At 52.7% G+C, this 16,003-nt stretch carries 13 protein-coding genes and 1 riboswitch; of the genes, 4 read left to right on the top strand and 9 right to left on the bottom strand.

Annotation, left to right across the window (positions count from 1 at the left end):
• Window positions 1-40: 40 nt before the first annotated feature.
• On the bottom strand, window positions 41-1,861 hold the full coding sequence (locus D568_RS0104900) for a TonB-dependent receptor plug domain-containing protein (RefSeq protein ID WP_020208463.1): 1,821 nt from the start codon (window positions 1,859-1,861) through the stop codon (window positions 41-43).
• Between the two features lie 100 nt (window positions 1,862-1,961).
• Window positions 1,962-2,143: riboswitch (cobalamin riboswitch) on the bottom strand.
• Window positions 2,144-2,301: 158 nt separating this feature from the next.
• Between D568_RS0104900 and D568_RS0104895 the strand changes: the two genes are divergently transcribed.
• Entirely contained in the window at window positions 2,302-3,399 is a 1,098-nt protein-coding gene (locus D568_RS0104895) for a Gfo/Idh/MocA family protein (RefSeq protein ID WP_020208462.1), read from the top strand.
• Here D568_RS0104895 and D568_RS0104890 read toward each other — a convergent pair whose 3' ends face one another.
• Together D568_RS0104890 and D568_RS0104885 are read right to left on the bottom strand one after the other, a co-directional pair.
• Window positions 3,400-3,786 (bottom strand): MmcQ/YjbR family DNA-binding protein, encoded by a 387-nt coding sequence (locus D568_RS0104890; RefSeq protein ID WP_020208461.1) that lies wholly within the window; start codon window positions 3,784-3,786, stop codon window positions 3,400-3,402.
• Between the two features lie 17 nt (window positions 3,787-3,803).
• On the bottom strand, window positions 3,804-4,736 hold the full coding sequence (locus D568_RS0104885; protein WP_020208460.1) for an AraC family transcriptional regulator: 933 nt from the start codon (window positions 4,734-4,736) through the stop codon (window positions 3,804-3,806).
• A gap of 186 nt (window positions 4,737-4,922) precedes the next feature.
• Here D568_RS0104885 and D568_RS0104880 point away from each other — a divergent pair, with 186 nt between their 5' ends.
• A complete protein-coding gene (locus tag D568_RS0104880; protein ID WP_020208459.1) occupies window positions 4,923-5,981 on the top strand; it encodes an aldo/keto reductase in 1,059 nt (352 codons plus the stop codon).
• Window positions 5,982-6,045: 64 nt separating this feature from the next.
• On the opposite strand, the gene D568_RS0104875 is transcribed toward D568_RS0104880, so the two are convergent.
• The 6 genes from D568_RS0104875 to D568_RS0104845 all read right to left on the bottom strand — a co-directional run bounded on the left by D568_RS0104875 (window position 6,046) and on the right by D568_RS0104845 (window position 12,379).
• Window positions 6,046-6,375: a DMT family transporter gene (locus tag D568_RS0104875; protein ID WP_020208458.1), complete on the bottom strand. Its 330-nt coding sequence runs from the start codon at window positions 6,373-6,375 to the stop codon at window positions 6,046-6,048.
• A gap of 223 nt (window positions 6,376-6,598) precedes the next feature.
• A complete protein-coding gene (locus tag D568_RS0104865; protein ID WP_020208456.1) occupies window positions 6,599-6,931 on the bottom strand; it encodes a YnfA family protein in 333 nt (110 codons plus the stop codon).
• Between the two features lie 29 nt (window positions 6,932-6,960).
• Entirely contained in the window at window positions 6,961-7,425 is a 465-nt protein-coding gene (locus D568_RS0104860; RefSeq protein WP_020208455.1) for a DUF1801 domain-containing protein, read from the bottom strand.
• Window positions 7,426-7,749: 324 nt separating this feature from the next.
• Window positions 7,750-9,066, bottom strand: coding sequence for a methyl-accepting chemotaxis protein (locus tag D568_RS0104855; RefSeq protein ID WP_020208454.1), 1,317 nt, complete (start codon window positions 9,064-9,066; stop codon window positions 7,750-7,752).
• 298 nt (window positions 9,067-9,364) lie between these two features.
• On the bottom strand, window positions 9,365-11,221 hold the full coding sequence (locus tag D568_RS20965; protein WP_020208453.1) for a metallophosphoesterase family protein: 1,857 nt from the start codon (window positions 11,219-11,221) through the stop codon (window positions 9,365-9,367).
• A gap of 186 nt (window positions 11,222-11,407) precedes the next feature.
• Window positions 11,408-12,379, bottom strand: a complete 972-nt coding sequence (locus D568_RS0104845; RefSeq protein WP_169334786.1) for a helix-turn-helix transcriptional regulator — start codon at window positions 12,377-12,379, stop codon at window positions 11,408-11,410.
• A gap of 150 nt (window positions 12,380-12,529) precedes the next feature.
• On the opposite strand from D568_RS0104845, the gene D568_RS0104840 reads away from it, so the two are divergent.
• On the top strand, window positions 12,530-14,596 hold the full coding sequence (locus D568_RS0104840) for a TonB-dependent receptor domain-containing protein (RefSeq protein ID WP_020208451.1): 2,067 nt from the start codon (window positions 12,530-12,532) through the stop codon (window positions 14,594-14,596).
• 33 nt (window positions 14,597-14,629) lie between these two features.
• Complete coding sequence (locus tag D568_RS0104835) at window positions 14,630-15,931, top strand: APC family permease (protein ID WP_020208450.1); 1,302 nt, start codon at window positions 14,630-14,632, stop codon at window positions 15,929-15,931.
• Window positions 15,932-16,003 lie beyond the last annotated feature (72 nt).

The following is a 16,003-nucleotide window of genomic DNA, read 5'->3' as shown; positions in this document are numbered from 1 at the left end:
TAAGCGCGACCACCCCAAGCCCTGGTCGATCGGCCTCCCATTAAAACGTCACTTCCACACCCGCATAGCCAGAAGCGCCTGCGGTGCGGTAGTTGGGCACCTCAATATAATCTTCATCGGTTAAGTTTTCGCCGCGCACATAAAAAGTCAATGCTGGGCTTAACGCATAGCGAATACTAGCGTCTAACACCTGATAGCTGCCGATCGGGTCGCCGTAGCGATCGTAAGTACCCTCGGCGGTACGCAGGTTAACAGATGCCTGCAATGCGCTAACCGGTATAAAGGTGAACCCGAGGTTCGCCATACTTTCGGGCTGACGTGCGCGCACGGTATCTTCAGCGGTTTTGGCATCTGTGTAGGTGTAGTTGGCGTTAACCACTAACCAATCGGCCACAGGGAAATCGGCAATCACTTCCACACCTTCGGATGTGCTTTCGCCGGCGCTTTGTACGTAACCTCCATCCCATTCAATTTCACGCTCAATGCTCTGATCAAAATACACCAGCTCCAGGTGCAGACCAGAATTTGCGTAAAACTCTACCCCGGCGTCCCAGCCTTCGCTCTCTTCGGGCGTGAGCGGTGCCAAGTCCGGATTGTTTTGCTGGCGATTGTAGTCAATTTCAAACAGGCTCGGGGCACGAAAGCCGGTGCCGTAACTGGATTTAAATTTGACCGAACCGGCACTCGTGTCCAACACATAAGCCCCGCTCACGCGGTAGGTATCGTAATCGCCAAAGTCGTCACTGTCGTCGTGGCGCAACCCGGCGGTAACGTACAACCCTTCACCATAATGCCCCTGATACTCAGCGTAAGCGCCCCATTGGTCGCGGTTCATCTCGCGCACGGAGTCTTCACGCTGCTCTAACCCATAGGCAATCGTATGGATGTCATTCAGTTTAGCGCTGCCCAGCCACTCCAGCTTTTGAATATCACCTTCGGTGTCGTAAGAGACAGCGCCCTCGGCGTAGTTTTTGCGCTCAACATCGGTGGTTGAAAAAGCCAACTCGTTACTGAAATGACCCGTGTTATAGGCGGCACTTACGCGGGCATTGGTTTGTTCAAAATCGCCCACGCAGTCATCAACATAAGGCCAACCGCATTGATCAAATTCGTTGGTAGCATCGGTATTTCGTACCACAGCTTCTAAACGCAACGCCTCAGTAGCATTCCAACCCACACGGCCGTGCAGTGTGGTATTTTCGTAGCCATCGTCATCCTGCAAGACGGTATCTTTCAGGCTGGTGTTGAAGCCTTCGGTTTCCGCGTAAGACGCACCGACAAAATAATCCACCCGATCGCTGCCACCACCGACACTGGCGTTATAGCGCTGGCTGTCAAAGCTGCCACCTTCGGCGGACAACTTAACCTGTGTGTCATCCTGCGGGGCAACTGTGTCGATATTCAACACACCGCCGGCATCGGCGCCGTACATTAAGCCCTGGGGGCCTCGCAGCAGCTCTACCTTGCCCACATCGGCGCTCATAATGTGCTGAATTTGCGCACTGGCCTGGGTGCCCGTGGGGTCGGTGACATCCACACCATCCACACGTACCATGGTGCGATAACCGGACTCACCGCGCACGCGAATGGAGCTGGCTTTACCCATGCCACCTGCATTGGTGACCGAGACCGAAGGCATAGTGCGCAGCACATCGGCCAGGGCAGTAAAGCCACGCGCTTTGATCTGCGCTTCATCCAGCACCGCCACTGACGTGGCCACCTGACGCATAGCCTCTGGCTGGCGCGAACTGACCACCACAATTGTCTCAAGGCTTGGCAGTAATTGTTGTTGTGCTTCGTTGGTTTGCGCCATAGCAGGCACAGCAGCGACGATGGCTGCAGCTAACAATGTTTTTTTCACGGTTCAATCCCTAAAAATCAACAGTTGGGATCGAGGGGAGGAATAGCATGCGGCACACCCAAAGGCAGGTGTGAGACTTGCTGATGGCAGCCCTCCGCTCCATCACGATTTGATGTGGGCCGGTATCGGGCTGACAAACCAGGATAACTTTGTGTAAAGCACCCAGAGCTTGATCACCGTTGCGGGGGCAGCGCCGGATTGACCGGACTTCCCGTTTAACCTGCTCAGCGTCAAGAGTTTGAACTTTGAGCGCAGCAGGCACCTCACATCGCGCCGCGCAATGTAAGGCGTGACCAGGGTTTTGTCAATTTAGACGCAAGGGTTCGGTGCTGACAGCGCCCAGCGAATGTGCCCTGCTCAGCAAGAAAATGTAAAGCCCATTGCGCTGCCACGCCCTCCTTGCTGCAATGGAGAAAATACGACCAGAAGAGGGATTTGCCATGGACAAGTTAAACACGTCTCGCCGCCAACTGATTAAACGCGCCGGCCTTGGCGTCGCACTGCTAAGCACCGGGGCCGGCAGGCAGGTTTGGGCTGCCACACCTAAACGTAAACTGGGTGTGGCCCTGGTGGGGCTGGGTTACTACAGCCGCGACTTATTAGCTCCCGCTCTGCAGTTAACCGAACACTGTGAGCTGCGCGGGATTGTGACCGGCAGCCCCGAGAAAATTCCGGTATGGCAGCAGAAATACGGTATTAAAGACACCAACGTGTATAACTACGGTAACATGCACCGCTTGGCCAACAACCCAGATATTGATGTTATTTATATTGTGGTGCCCACCGGCCTGCACATGAAATACTCGATTATCGCCGCCAATGCCGGCAAGCATGTGTGGTGCGAAAAGCCCATGGCCATGAGCGTGCAAGAGTGCCAAACCATTATCGATGCCTGCCGTAAAAATAAGGTAAAACTGTCGGTGGGCTACCGCATGCAGCACGAGCCCAACACCCAGACCGTTATCCAGTACGCCCACAGCCGCCCTTACGGTGCTTTGCAAACCATCAATGCCACAGCCGCCTACGCGGGTAACGGCCTGCCGGCGGACAACTGGCGTATGCAAGCGGATATGGGCGGCGGTGCACTCTACGATATGGGCGTGTACGCCATTAACGGCGCTCGCTACGCGGCGGGCCTTGAGCCTATTGCCGTCACAGCCACGCGCGATTTTAGCCACCCCAAATTCAAGGAGGTGGACAATACCACCAGCCTGACTCTGGAATTTCCAAAAGGGATTATTGCCAAGTGTCGCACGTCAGTGGTTGAACCCGGCAATAAGCTGCGCGTTAATTGCGCCGAAGGCTGGTACGAGCTGGCCCCCATGCAATCCTATAACGGTGTGCAAGGCGTTACCAGCGACGGCAAAAAGCTGAATAAATTTATCGCCAATCAGCAGGCAGCACAAATGGATAGCGACGCCCTGGCCATTATCAACAACACCCCCGTTAAAGTACCGGGCGAAGAAGGGTTAAAAGACATCGCCATTGTGCGCGCGGCGATTAAGTCGTCAGAAAAGAAAAAGCGAATCGAATTGTAATTATTCACAGGCGGGCTGGTTTAAACCCAGCTCGCGTTGCAACTTTTTCGTTAGGTTTAGCGAGACTAATCGATGAGACTCGCGCAAATAATAAGTTAACGGCTCATCCAAAGATTTATCAGTACTCACCTGCTGTATCCACTTCATACCCCGCGATGCCAAATAAGGCGCCGGACGATAGCCGGACTCATCTTTTAACAATTCGTAGTGCAGCTCGGATGTTTTAAAGGTAAAAGCAGGGTTACCCGTTCCATTGTTGGCCTTTGCCCAGCCGCCAATAGCAAAGACTTTACCGCCCACTTTCCATACGTGCGCCCCGCCCCACTGCACCACATAAGTGGTGGCGGGTAGCGAACGGCAATACTCGTTAAATTGGTCGTAGTTCATCTTCCGGCCTATTGACGTTAGACACCACTTTCTATGGCAACACTGGAGCGCATCACCGCAGCGTCTTTTCCCGGTGGCGCACCAAACAGTTTGCGGTAATCACGGCTAAATTGCGACGGACTTTCGTAACCCACTTTATAACCCACTCCCGCCACTTCGTGCTCACTGAGCAACAAACGGCGAGCCTCTTGCAGGCGCACCTGTTTTTGAAACTGCACCGGTGTCATTTGCGTGATGGTTTTAAAGTGGCGGTAAAAGGAGGCAGGGCTCATGGAGGCCATAGCGGCCAACTCAGGCACCTGAAAAGCCCGAAAGTAATTTGCCCGCATCCACGCCGTTACCTGTCCGATACGGGCCGTTTCACTGTCTTGTAACCCGGCTTGCTGTAAGGCCGCGCCCATGGGCGAGCGCAGCAGGCGCCAGCAGATTTCCCGCCGAATTAACGGCTCAAGCACGGCTTGATCGGCCGGTTGCCGGCATAACGCCAGCAGCCGCATGATAGGATCGAGAACTTCATTCGGTGCCTTTCCTTTCGCCAAGGCCAGGCGACTGGACGAGCTTTGCGCAAGCTCCGGGTGGCCCAACAATTGTTCTGCAACCATCGCCGGGTCTATTGCCAAACTCAACGCAACATAGGGCTTGCTCTTACTCGCTTGAGTAATACGGGAATGCACAGGCACATTGACCGAGGCGACCAGACATTCACCTACGCCATAGTCGATGCTCGTATCCCCAATGGCGCTGCATTTACTGCCCTGTAATACAAGGCAAAACGAGGTTTGATAAATCGCGCGGATGGTGCCACTGGGCTCAGTCGCACGGGTTAAGCGCAACCCGTTAATAGCGCACTCGGGGCCACCACTTAGCCACTGTTGCTCAACGGTGGTGCGTAAACATTGGTATAAATCCGCCTGATTCACCGCCCACCGGGGTTCAGTTTGAATTGACATAACCTTTACCTGCTTCGCCTGGTCTGCTATGCACTAAGCCTACCGGAATTGCGTATTCTAAAGGAGCCTGTTCTTTACGATTGAGAGAATTGTGCATAAGCCTGAGAGTTTATGTCTGCCCCTTACCCCGCTCACGGCGCTAGCCTAGTGTCTGTGAACACACCCAAACCCAGTGAGGACTCTATAATGACCGACTCTAGCGAAAAACCCGCCTTAGCCATGCGCACCATGGGGCGCTCAGGCCTGTTTGTTTCTGAGCTTTGCCTGGGCACCATGACCTTTGGCGGCGGTGATGATATGTGGGGAAAAATTGGCAAGCTGCAACTGCAAGAGGCGCAAGAGCTTATTGCCCAGGCCTTAGACGCAGGCATCAATTTCATCGACACCGCCAATGTATACGGCGCTGGCAATAGCGAAAAAATACTCGGCCAGGCACTTAACAACTTACAGGTACGTCGTGAGGACATCGTGCTCGCTACCAAGGTGCTCGGCCCCATGGGCCCAGGGCCCAATCACCGCGGAGCGTCACGCGGTCATATCATAGCGCAGTGCAAAGAGAGCCTAACAAGACTGCAAACGGATTATATCGACCTTTATCAAATACACGGCTTTGATCCCGCCACGCCCATGGAAGAAACCCTCGAGGCACTCAATACACTGGTGCAACACGGTCATGTGCATCACATTGGTTTATCAAATTGGGCTGCATGGCAAGTGGTAAAAGCCGTAGGCATCAGCCAGGCGCGTCAGCTTTGCCCGATTATTTCTCTGCAGGCTTACTACACACTGGTGGGCCGAGATTTAGAGCGAGAAGTCATTCCCATGCTGCACTCAGAAGACATCGGCTTAATGGTCTGGAGCCCGCTGGCAGGCGGTTACCTATCGGGCAAGTATGAAGGGCCAGGCGCCTCTGAAGAAAACCGTCGCACGCAATTTGATTTTCCGCCGGTTAACCGCAACCGCGGCAGTAAAGTCATCACCACCCTGCGTGACATAGCCGCCGGCAAAACCTTAGACGGCAAAACCGCCAGCGTTGCGCAAGTAGCGCTTGCCTGGCTGCTGCATCAAAAAGCCGTCACCAGCGTCATTATCGGCGCTAAACGCGCCTCGCAATTGCAGGATAATATAAACGCCGCGCGTATTGTGCTCGGTGAAGATGAACTACAAGCCTTACACGAAGTAAGCCGTTTACCCGCAGAGTATCCGGGCTGGATGCTTGAAAGGCAGGGAGAGTATCGCGCGTAATGACGACGAGCCCTCAACGTAAATCGTTGAGGGCGTTTTACACTAAAATTTCAGGCGTCGGGGGTCAGTGGCTGACACTTTTTGAAAACACGTTAATAATCACTACACCGGTAATAATCAATACCATACCAATCAGCGCTGGCGCGTCGGGTAATTGCTTGTACCATACCGCCCCCGCGGCGGTGATTAACACAATACCTGCTCCGGCCCAAATAGCGTAAGCAATCCCCAGAGGTATGAATTTAACCACCAGCGACAACGCATAAAACGCTATACCATAGGCAAGAACACACACCGTACTGGCGCCGGACTCGCTAAAGCCGTCGGACGCTTTTAACGCTAAGGTGCCAATAACTTCAGACACAATGGCTATTGCCAGATACAACCAGGCCATACAAACCTCCACACTATTCATTAAGCGAATAAACAAATCGCCTTAACCGATTTTTCTTTCGCTCTAAAAATCGGGGCAACGCCGCATCGTTCCATATTTCTCCGCGCTGCTGGTAATAACGCTGCCTATTGTGCTTCATAAGCTGCATTACTGAGGGCATGTCCCTCGACTCCAGCGCTCTGATCATCATTTAGGCACTTCCTAAGCACTCTCTAGCCACGTCCTAGCCACTTCGCGGTGCGAACATAATAATCGCCATGCCCAACAAAGCCACAGCACTGCCCACCATATCCCACACGGTGGGCTTTATGCCGTCCACTTGCCACAGCCAAAGAACCGCCATAAAAATATAAACACCACCATAAGCCGCATACACTCTGCCCGATGCCGTTGGGTGCAGAGTGAGAAGCCAGGCAAATAGCGATAAGCTGGCAGCCGCGGGCACCAGCAACCAAACCGACTTACCCTCACGCAGCCACAAATAAGGCAGATAACAACCGATAATTTCGGCCAACGCCGTCAGCACAAACAGCGCAAAGGTTTTTAGTTCTGGCAATGTTTTACTCCGGTAGCGATAGGCAACAATTACATTCCCAACATAGGTAATCGTTTAAGCGCTTGATAACGCATGGCAACACTTAAGCAGTGGGCAAGTTCGCTTTGCTTGGAATAATCCGCAAGGGGAATAAGCAGCGCCCTATTCCCCTCGTAGGCAAATACATCGGGGTATACCTCACGAAAGGTTTCAATCAAGCGCGTTTGACAATGGAAAAACACCTTAACAACTTCTGGCCGTTTCTCTTTCCAGTCTACTCTGACAGCGGTGCCGCCTTTCACCAGAAAGCTGGCTTCCCCCCACTTGATGGCTTCATCGACCTTGCCCAACTCATGTTCGGCTGCCATATCATAAATCAGCGTTCGCACAGCCAACAAATGTTCGCAGACTGGCGGTGGGTACGAGCGAAACAAGTCATTTATCTGTGCTGGTATTGCGCTATTCATAGGCATCGACTGGTCATAAATCGCTAGAAACAAGGGACCAGCTTTCATTACTGCCCCTTCCTGATGGCGGGCAACTCATCTGTCACTCAGATTTACAGTAAACATCTAAGCTGGGTAATACAAAGCTCTCTTGGTGTTGGGGTAATACAGTTCTCTGCCGGAAGGTATTACGCTCTACCCTGACTGGCATAAAGCATCGCTATTTATTCGTGCGGCACGTCAACATCCAGTGCCGCCCGCACAATTATTCGTTTGCGGGCCAGCGGTAAAAGCGAAGGTTAAAGACTACCTCCGGTAATGAAATCAATCAAGCGATGAAACTGTCCCAATCCGTACCACCGCACGAAGAGCCGTTTTTAATTTTAGGCAGGGCTATAGTGTTCTTTTGAACTGACTCACAGCATCCACAACCTGACGGGCGCTGGATTGAATTTCATTCATCATGGTTCCCGACTCACTTGACAACTCCAAGGCTCGCTGAGCATCGGCAAGGCTGGACTCGATAAGCGACACAGACTTTTTGGTCAGCTGTTTATTCTCTGATACCACTTCAATAATCTGCTCAGTGGCGGCGCTGGTTCTGGAAGCCAGCTGCCTCACTTCGTCTGCCACCACCGAGAACCCCCGACCCTGCTCACCCGCACGTGCAGCCTCAATAGCCGCATTCAGGGCCAAAAGGTTAGTTTGATCGGCAATACCTTTAATGCTATCCACCAACGCAGACACTCTTTCCGACTGAGTATCCAGCTCGTTAATTCCCTGACTGGCATCTTCCATTAATGCGGACAAACCCTTCATGGTTTCAATGGTAGAGTGAATAACCTTAATGCCTTCAGAGGTATCGGCATCGGTTTTTTGCGATATTTCGTAGGCAATATTCGAGGTTTCCGATATCGCTGCTTCACGGTTCATTTGCTCGGTGATATCCGTGGCAAACTTAACCACTTTATAATACTGCCCTGTTTCATCACGTATAGGGTTGTAACTCGCCTCCAACCAAATTAAATTACCATTGCGACCTATGCGCTGGAACCGCCCGGAAACAAACTCACCACGACCAAGCCTCGCCCAGAACTCTTTGTACTCATTAGATTCAGTGGTTTCATGAGTACAGAACAGACGGTGATGTTTGCCCACAATCTCCCCCTTACTGTACCCCACACACTTGAGGAAATTATCATTGGCATCGAGAATCATGCCGTCCAGAGTAAACTCGATAACCGCCGAAGACCGATTAAGCGCCTGCAGCATATCCTGTCTTTCGCGGGAATCGGAGATCGTTCGAGTAAGCTCGGTAGAGTAAGTTACCAGCCGTGTAGATTGACCCGGCTTTTTCAATTGCGGCTGAATAATACTTCTAAGCCATGCTTGTTCGCCGTTCTTTTTCAGCAACTGAACGGCGCCATGCCAATGACGCCCTTGAGACACACATTCCAGCATGCGGCGACAATGGTCTTTTTCTATTGAGGCTGGCACCAGCAAGTCGCTTAACAACTTACCTTCTACGTCGTTTTTTGTGTAACCAATGGCATCGGTAAAATTTTGGTTCACCCCCAGAATTTTACCTGTCGCATCCAGCGAAAAACTGATCATTTCCTGCTGTAGGTCATCTTGGATATCGGAAAAGATTTTTAACTCTTCTTCAAGCTGACGAACCCTTTCCACAAGCCATTTATTTTTAAAAAACATACAACCCACTCACACTTAAAGTAATTGACGCGGTGGTAAGTAGTCGCCACTAAACCCTCATTAGACCAGGGGGGCCGTGCTAAGCGCTGCACCTTACCTTTTAGCAGCCGGCTCCGTTGCGCTTTCTCGCCACAACGCTGCCTGGCTGCCATTTCACTTACCTGTAGAAGATTATCGGCCGCAACTCTCTGAACTTGAACAACTGTATTGCCTAAAAAATACGCAAACACTCCTTTTTTAACCCGCTCTTTACCGATAACGCGGCTCAGCCTTGAGCATGCGAGCGGCGCGTGATCCATCAGGGCCTGAAAAACCCACCCGAGCCACCTACAGCCCATTCAGTACCCCAGGATGGCAACCATTCACGCCCCGTTGGGCCAGGCTCCTGCGGGTCGGCATCACGCAGCTGGGCATTGATTCGCACACCATCCCACACGCTGCCGTGAATTTTATCCAGCACTCGCTGTGGAATAAAGATCTCAGCGCTATAGCCCTGCGGGGTAAGTCGGGCTGCGTATTCGATACCTTCGGGCAAACTGGGATCGCCGCGCAACTCTGGCTCAACCGTGGAGGAAGGGGCTAACAGTGCCAACGTCAGCTCACCGGGCACCCGGTTATCGTAGGTTTGCTTAATACTTCGACGCGTCTTGGTGCGGGCATCAATACTGAAAAATGCAAAATCCTGTCTGGGTATGGCACCGTCTTCACTGCGCTGTACTTGATCGTCAGTTACCTCTAAGGCCAGCCCCAAACCCTTCTCGTACTCAACCGCTGCCCAGCGAAAACTCGCATCGGCATCACCGGTAAAGCCCTGCGTATTGAAAAATGCACCTTCAGCATTGGCTAAAAAGCGGCTTTCTGGCCACTCTTTAAGCGACCCATCTAAGGTTAACTGACGTAGTTTTTTCAGTGGTCGTTCGCGGGCAATCGCCAGTTGCTCTTCACCCCGGTACTCAATGGTTTCCCCGTTCAGCTGATAGCTCAAATGCCAGTCAACAGTCACAACGTTTCGATCATCGGTTAACTTTTTGTCTGCCTGTAATTTTATGGCTGGCGCGACAATTTCATTGGGTGGCACTTGCACGCTGATAGATGTATCACCGCTGAGTGTCACATCCCCCAAGGACCGATAAGTAGCCTTAAACTGGTAAGGGATATCCGAATCATTTTTAAGTCGCAGGGCTCCCTCGCCTTCTTTAAAAGCGTTACGATACAAAATAGCTGGTAACGACAATCTGCCTTTATCAATCATATCCGTTTGCAAATCGCGCATTTTTGCAGTGCGCACATCTTCGCCCCAGATTCCGTCCAACATCATATTGGCAATAATGGGCCCTTCGTCACTCATCGTAACCCACACCACATGATCAAACTCGCCAAACCGGGTGCCTCGCCCACTGGTAACACCACCGGTGGTGGCCAGGGTAAAGTACTTGCGCCCGTGGCGTTTGTCTTTTACATAGCGATGGTGGTGGCCTGCAAAAACCGTGTATTTTCTGTCCGACAATAACGCCTCAATGTCGCTCCAGCGATCGGAGTCGGGCCTGTCCCACAAGGGTGCATGGGTAAAAATGAGGGTCCACTTAGGCTTAGGGTTGGCCTTTAATGTTTGGCCAAGCCAGTCAATTTGTTGTTGCGAAAACGTGTGGGTTTTACCGCCGTCATTCGAGTTAAGCATGACAAACAGCACATCTCGATAAACAAAGTGGTAGTAGCTGTCACCGTAGCGCTCGCGCCATACATCCGCCATGACCTCATTGGTGTAGTCGTGGTTACCGGCCAGATAAAAAAATGGCATGTCCAGCCGCTGCACCATTGAGTCAAACTCATTCCATTCCGTTTCTAGCTGAGCGCGATCTTCGGTGTAACCTTCGATTAAATCTCCCACGCTTACAACAAATTCCGGCTGCAGTAAATTCAGTTTGTCGACAGCCTCGGAAAAAACGCCAGGGCGTAACCCGCCGGTGCGATCAGTGACAATTGCAAACTGAAAAGCATCAGGATTATTGTTGAATTTAAGGTGGGTCCACGGGTTTTCAGCGGAACCCTCGATGATGACGCCTTCAGAGTGGTTGTGGTCAGAATGAGCCCACGCAGGCGATGATCCACTAGCCAAGACCGTAACAGCCAGAATGTTCATGATTGCTGCACGCATAATTTTTCCCTTGCCGGTTATTTTGGCCGAAGTGTAGCCAAGGGAATGTGACAGTGTCTATCATGAGCAGCCCGACCGATTATGGGTTACTCGCACACACACCCTCACCCGACAGGAGGTGTTGAATTCAATCCTTATTCTTATCTTTAACCCCGCGTATAAAAATGCCCGCATCAGCGGCCTGGCTCAGTCGTCCGCCGGGTAGCGGTGCGCCTTTACCAGTGCCGCCGGGGTTGAGCCAAACACCCGCTTAAACGCACTGACAAAATTGGAAGGGTGATCGTAACCTGCGATATAAGCCGCCTGCTGCAGGCTCATTCCCTGTAACAACAACGCGCGGCGCGCCTGCTCAAGCCGTTGACTTCGCACATATTCCATAACCGTAACACCACACAGCCGCTTAAAACGACGCTGTAAGGTACTGACGCTCATACCAAGGTTGTCAGCAAGCCCCGTTAAATCACACTCCCCTTGTATATAAGGCTCAAGCATTCGGCGTAACTCATCTGCTGACTGCGCCAACTGCACAGGTGCTACCGAAGGAGCAGTGTTTTCGGCAGCGCTTACGACAGCGTCAATTAATTGCAAGGCCATCACCTCTATGGCGATGGTCGAGGTGCTTGATTTTTCACTCAAAGCACACAAACTTCGAGCAAGCTGTACCTGCGCAGGCTCGGCAGCCCATAACCTGATATTACGCTGCAGCACTCGAGCGGCCTGGGCATCCCCCAACCGCTCACGGAGCCACTGACGAGAAACACTGACGTTAACTTTGCAGACGTGCATTCCAGCGGTTAAAAAACGAGTAAAGGGTTCGGCCTCTTGCAGCATAAGCGCGATACCCATCGGCTTTACTTCAGCGCTGCAGCGATAGCGCTCTGCCCCCACGGCAAAGCTCACTTGCCCCTGTAACAAAATATTCACGCTAAGACCGGCTGGGCACTCTCCACTGCTGCGTTTATTGCATAGCTCAGTAGCATCCACGCAATGCACAGAGACTTCGCTACCGATGCGAAAAAAACGCAAGTGTCCCTGTAAAACCGGCTCCTCTGGCGCACTGTCAATTCGGTGGTCGGGGCTGCAGGGGCGCGCCCGGCGATGTAACTCAGCTGCGCTGAGCAAATCCGTTGGCTCGGATCGAGCGTGATCATTTCTCATAATAGCTTGACGATTTTGCAGGCTGTTTTGGCGAGGTGATAACTGTATCATGAATGGGAATGATTCTAATAAACATAAACCTTCGATTGCGACATTCATTCGCAAGCGAGGGTTTTTTTATATGCACAACAAACGGATATGGGGAAAGACATGAAAAGAACATTTTGCGCCGCAACAGCCCTGTTAGCAGCGGCATCTAACAGCTGGGCTCAAGACAGCACCGAGCAGCCTAAAATTGAAGAACTGGTGGTGTGGGGCACTGAGGTACGCGCCTCTTCGGTTCACATGAATACGGCAGACATTGAAATGCGCCAGGCGGACCACATCAGTGACCTTTTGCGCACGATTCCCGGCGTAGATGTGGGCGGTGCGCATTCGATGAACCAGCGCATCACCATCCGCAGCATGGACGATAAAGACCTGCGCATCAGCATCGATGGCGCCAACCAAAACACTTATATGTACCACCACATGGGCAACCTGCAGATTCACGCGGACATCCTTAAGTCTGTGGATATCGACGTGGGTACCAATTCGGTCATTAACGGTGGCCTGGGCGGCGCCGTGCGTTTCGAAACCAAAGAAGCAAAAGACATGCTGAGCGATGGCGAGCGCTTTGGCGGCCGGGTATCTGCCACCTATGGCGACAACTCAGGCCACAACTACTCCATCGCCGCCTTTGCCCAATTAAGCGATAGCGTCGATTTACTGGCCTACTACAACCATGTGGACCGCGATGACTACGAAGTCGGCGGCGGCGAAATTAAAGGCGCTGATGGCAATGTGCTGCCTGGCACCGATGGCATGGTGCGAGGCCTGGCGGGCGAGCTGGACGATGCACTGATCAAGGTCGGCTTTGACCTGACCCCCGACCAACGTCTGGAGTTTGGCTACGAGCATTACATTGATGAAGGCGACTACAGTTACCGCCCGGACATGGGACTGGCGACCGATCTGGCCATCACCGATTCTTTGCAAGTGCCCCTGTTGTGGCCTACCGAGTTTTCGCGCGATACCTACACCGCCAATTACGATCTGCAGCTTGGCAGCACCACCGTAAAAGCCGCCGCGTTTATGAACGAAAGCAACCTGTGGCGGGACGAATCAGGCTACGCCCAAAACCCGGGGTTTGCCGCCTGGGCGGCCATTGTCGATGGCGATGCAAAAAATACTGGCTTTAACGTGTTAGCCGAAACCGTATTTGGCAGTTCTGTTCAACAAACACTCACCTACGGTTTGGATATCATTAACTACGAGACCGAGTACCAAGCCACCTACGTCGAAGGCGGTGTTGACGAAGCCGGTGAAGAGGCAACCGATGCGGCATTGTTTATTCAAGACCGTATTGAAATCGGCGCTTTCGCGATCATTCCGGGGGCGCGCTACAACGATTACGACATCGACTCAGCGGTCGTTGATAACACCTACGATGATGTCACCTTCTCGCTGGCCGGTGAATTTCAGCCCACCGATGCGTTGATTTTTAAAGTGTCGTCGACCGAACTGTTCAAAGGCCCGGAGTTATCCGAAGTCTTCACCGGTGCTGGGTTATTTGAAGATCCAAACCCTGAGCTTGAAGCCGAAACCGGCCGCAACGATGAGATCTCATTCGCCTACGGCGACTCGGTGCTGGGTGCCAGCCACTTTTCCATAGGGGCGACCTTGTTCCGCACCGAAATCGAAGGCTACATCTACCAATACGCCAGCCCGGTTATGGACAATATCGGCGATATGGAAATCACCGGTGGTGAAGCCTACATCGGCTACGACATTGGCGGTTTGCGCACATTGTTAACCTATTCAGACGCCGAAAGTGATCTTGCGGCTTACGAGGGTTACGAACAATACGAAGGCGCGCGCCTGGACCGCCAGCAGGGCGACACCTGGAGCCTGAACCTCGATTACGATTTGCGTTCGCTGAACATGAACTTCCACTACGATGTTCTGCTGGTAGGCGATGTTCCGGCCGCGTTGGATTTGGACGGTGCCACGCTTGAAAACTCAAAAGACGGTTACACCGTACACAATGTGTCCATGAGCTGGGAGCCGACCAAAGGTCTGCTGCTGACCGCGGGTGTAGACAATTTGTTTGATGAGTTTTACGCCTCGCAATCATCACGCACCGGCACCAGTTTTCATCCGCGCTTCGGTGAGCTGTTCCTGACCGACTACGAACCAGGTCGCAACATCAAAGCGACCATTGCCTATCAGTTCTAGGGGCAGTAAGCCTTGCGTTAAAGCGACAGTTTCATGACATACAAAGGCCGCACCATTGCATCAATGGTGCGGCCTTTGTATGTTAGCGGGCCGATCAGTGACGGACTTATCATGCCCTTTCTCTATCGCAGCCTTAATTTAACCGACGCCGTATTCTTAGGTTTAGCCGCAATGCTTGGTGCTGGCATTTTTGCAGCCATTACCCCAGCCTTCGCAGCTGCGGGCGGCTATATTATTTTTTCCCTGCTGATCGCCGGCGCAATCGCCTACTGCAACGCGGTTTCTTCGGCACAACTGGCGGCCTGCCACCCCCAGGCGGGGGGCACTTATCTTTACGCCCGCGAGCGGCTAAATCCAACGGCCGGATTCATCGCCGGGGCCTGTTTTTTATCAGGCAAATCCGCCAGTGGCGCGGCTATGGCACTCACTTTTGCTCACTACGCTGCACCTGGTTACGAGAAACCTGCCGCCCTGGGTGCTTTATGCCTGCTGACCGGACTCAACCTGTGGGGGATTGAAAAAACCGCTCGTGTCAGTCGAATAATTGTGACGCTGGTGGTGCTAGCCTTGCTTTTACTCGTCGCAGCCTGTTTAAGCGCCCCTGCAGCGCAGCCAAACCGGCTGATTCCCACTGCAGATTTCTCGCTATACGGTCTGGCTCAGGGCGCTGCCATCTGGTTTTTCGCGTTTGCCGGTTATGCGCGTTTGGCCACTTTAGCCGAAGAAGTCAACAACCCCTCAAGAGTGTTAACACGTGCAATTCCGCTGTCGTTATTTTTGGTTCTAGGGCTCTATCTGTGCGTATTGATTGGCGTATTGCTGGTAACTCCGCCTGACCGACTCGTGCAGGCAAAAGCACCCCTTACGCTGGCCTTAAGCCACACCGCTTTGGCAAGCTTCTCGCCGGTTTTACGCTTAGTAGCAAGCCTGGCCTGTCTGGGTGTGTTAGTCGCCTTGATTGCAGGCATCAGTCGCACCTTGCTGGCTATGAGTCGCAATCGGGATATGCCCACCTATTTCTCTACGCTATCGGCTGAGCGTAATATTCCGGTGCGTGCCGAGCTGGCGGTAGCAGGGGTTATAGCCGTTGTCATTATGTTTTTAGAGGTTACCGAAGCGATTGGTTTTAGCGCATTTTGCGTCTTGTTGTATTACGCACTGGCCAACGCGGCCGCCCTCAAGCTCGCTCCGCAGGAGCGGCATTGGCCAATCGCCTACAGTTATGCAGGGTTAATCGCCTGCCTGCTGCTGGCCTTGAGCGTCCCGCTTATTTCTCTGCTTCTCGGTAGTGTCACGGTGCTGGGCCTAACGCTTTACTACCGCTACAGGCGCTAAATCTAAGCATACCCTAGACTGCAGTGCGTTTATCTCCTGCGATGCCACCGCTATAATCGACGCCTCACGCTT

Source organism: Gilvimarinus chinensis DSM 19667 (genome assembly GCF_000377745.1).
GTDB lineage: Bacteria > Pseudomonadota > Gammaproteobacteria > Pseudomonadales > Cellvibrionaceae > Gilvimarinus > Gilvimarinus chinensis.
The sequence above is the reverse complement of the archived record's forward strand: the minus strand, read 5'-3'. Positions and strand labels throughout refer to the sequence as shown.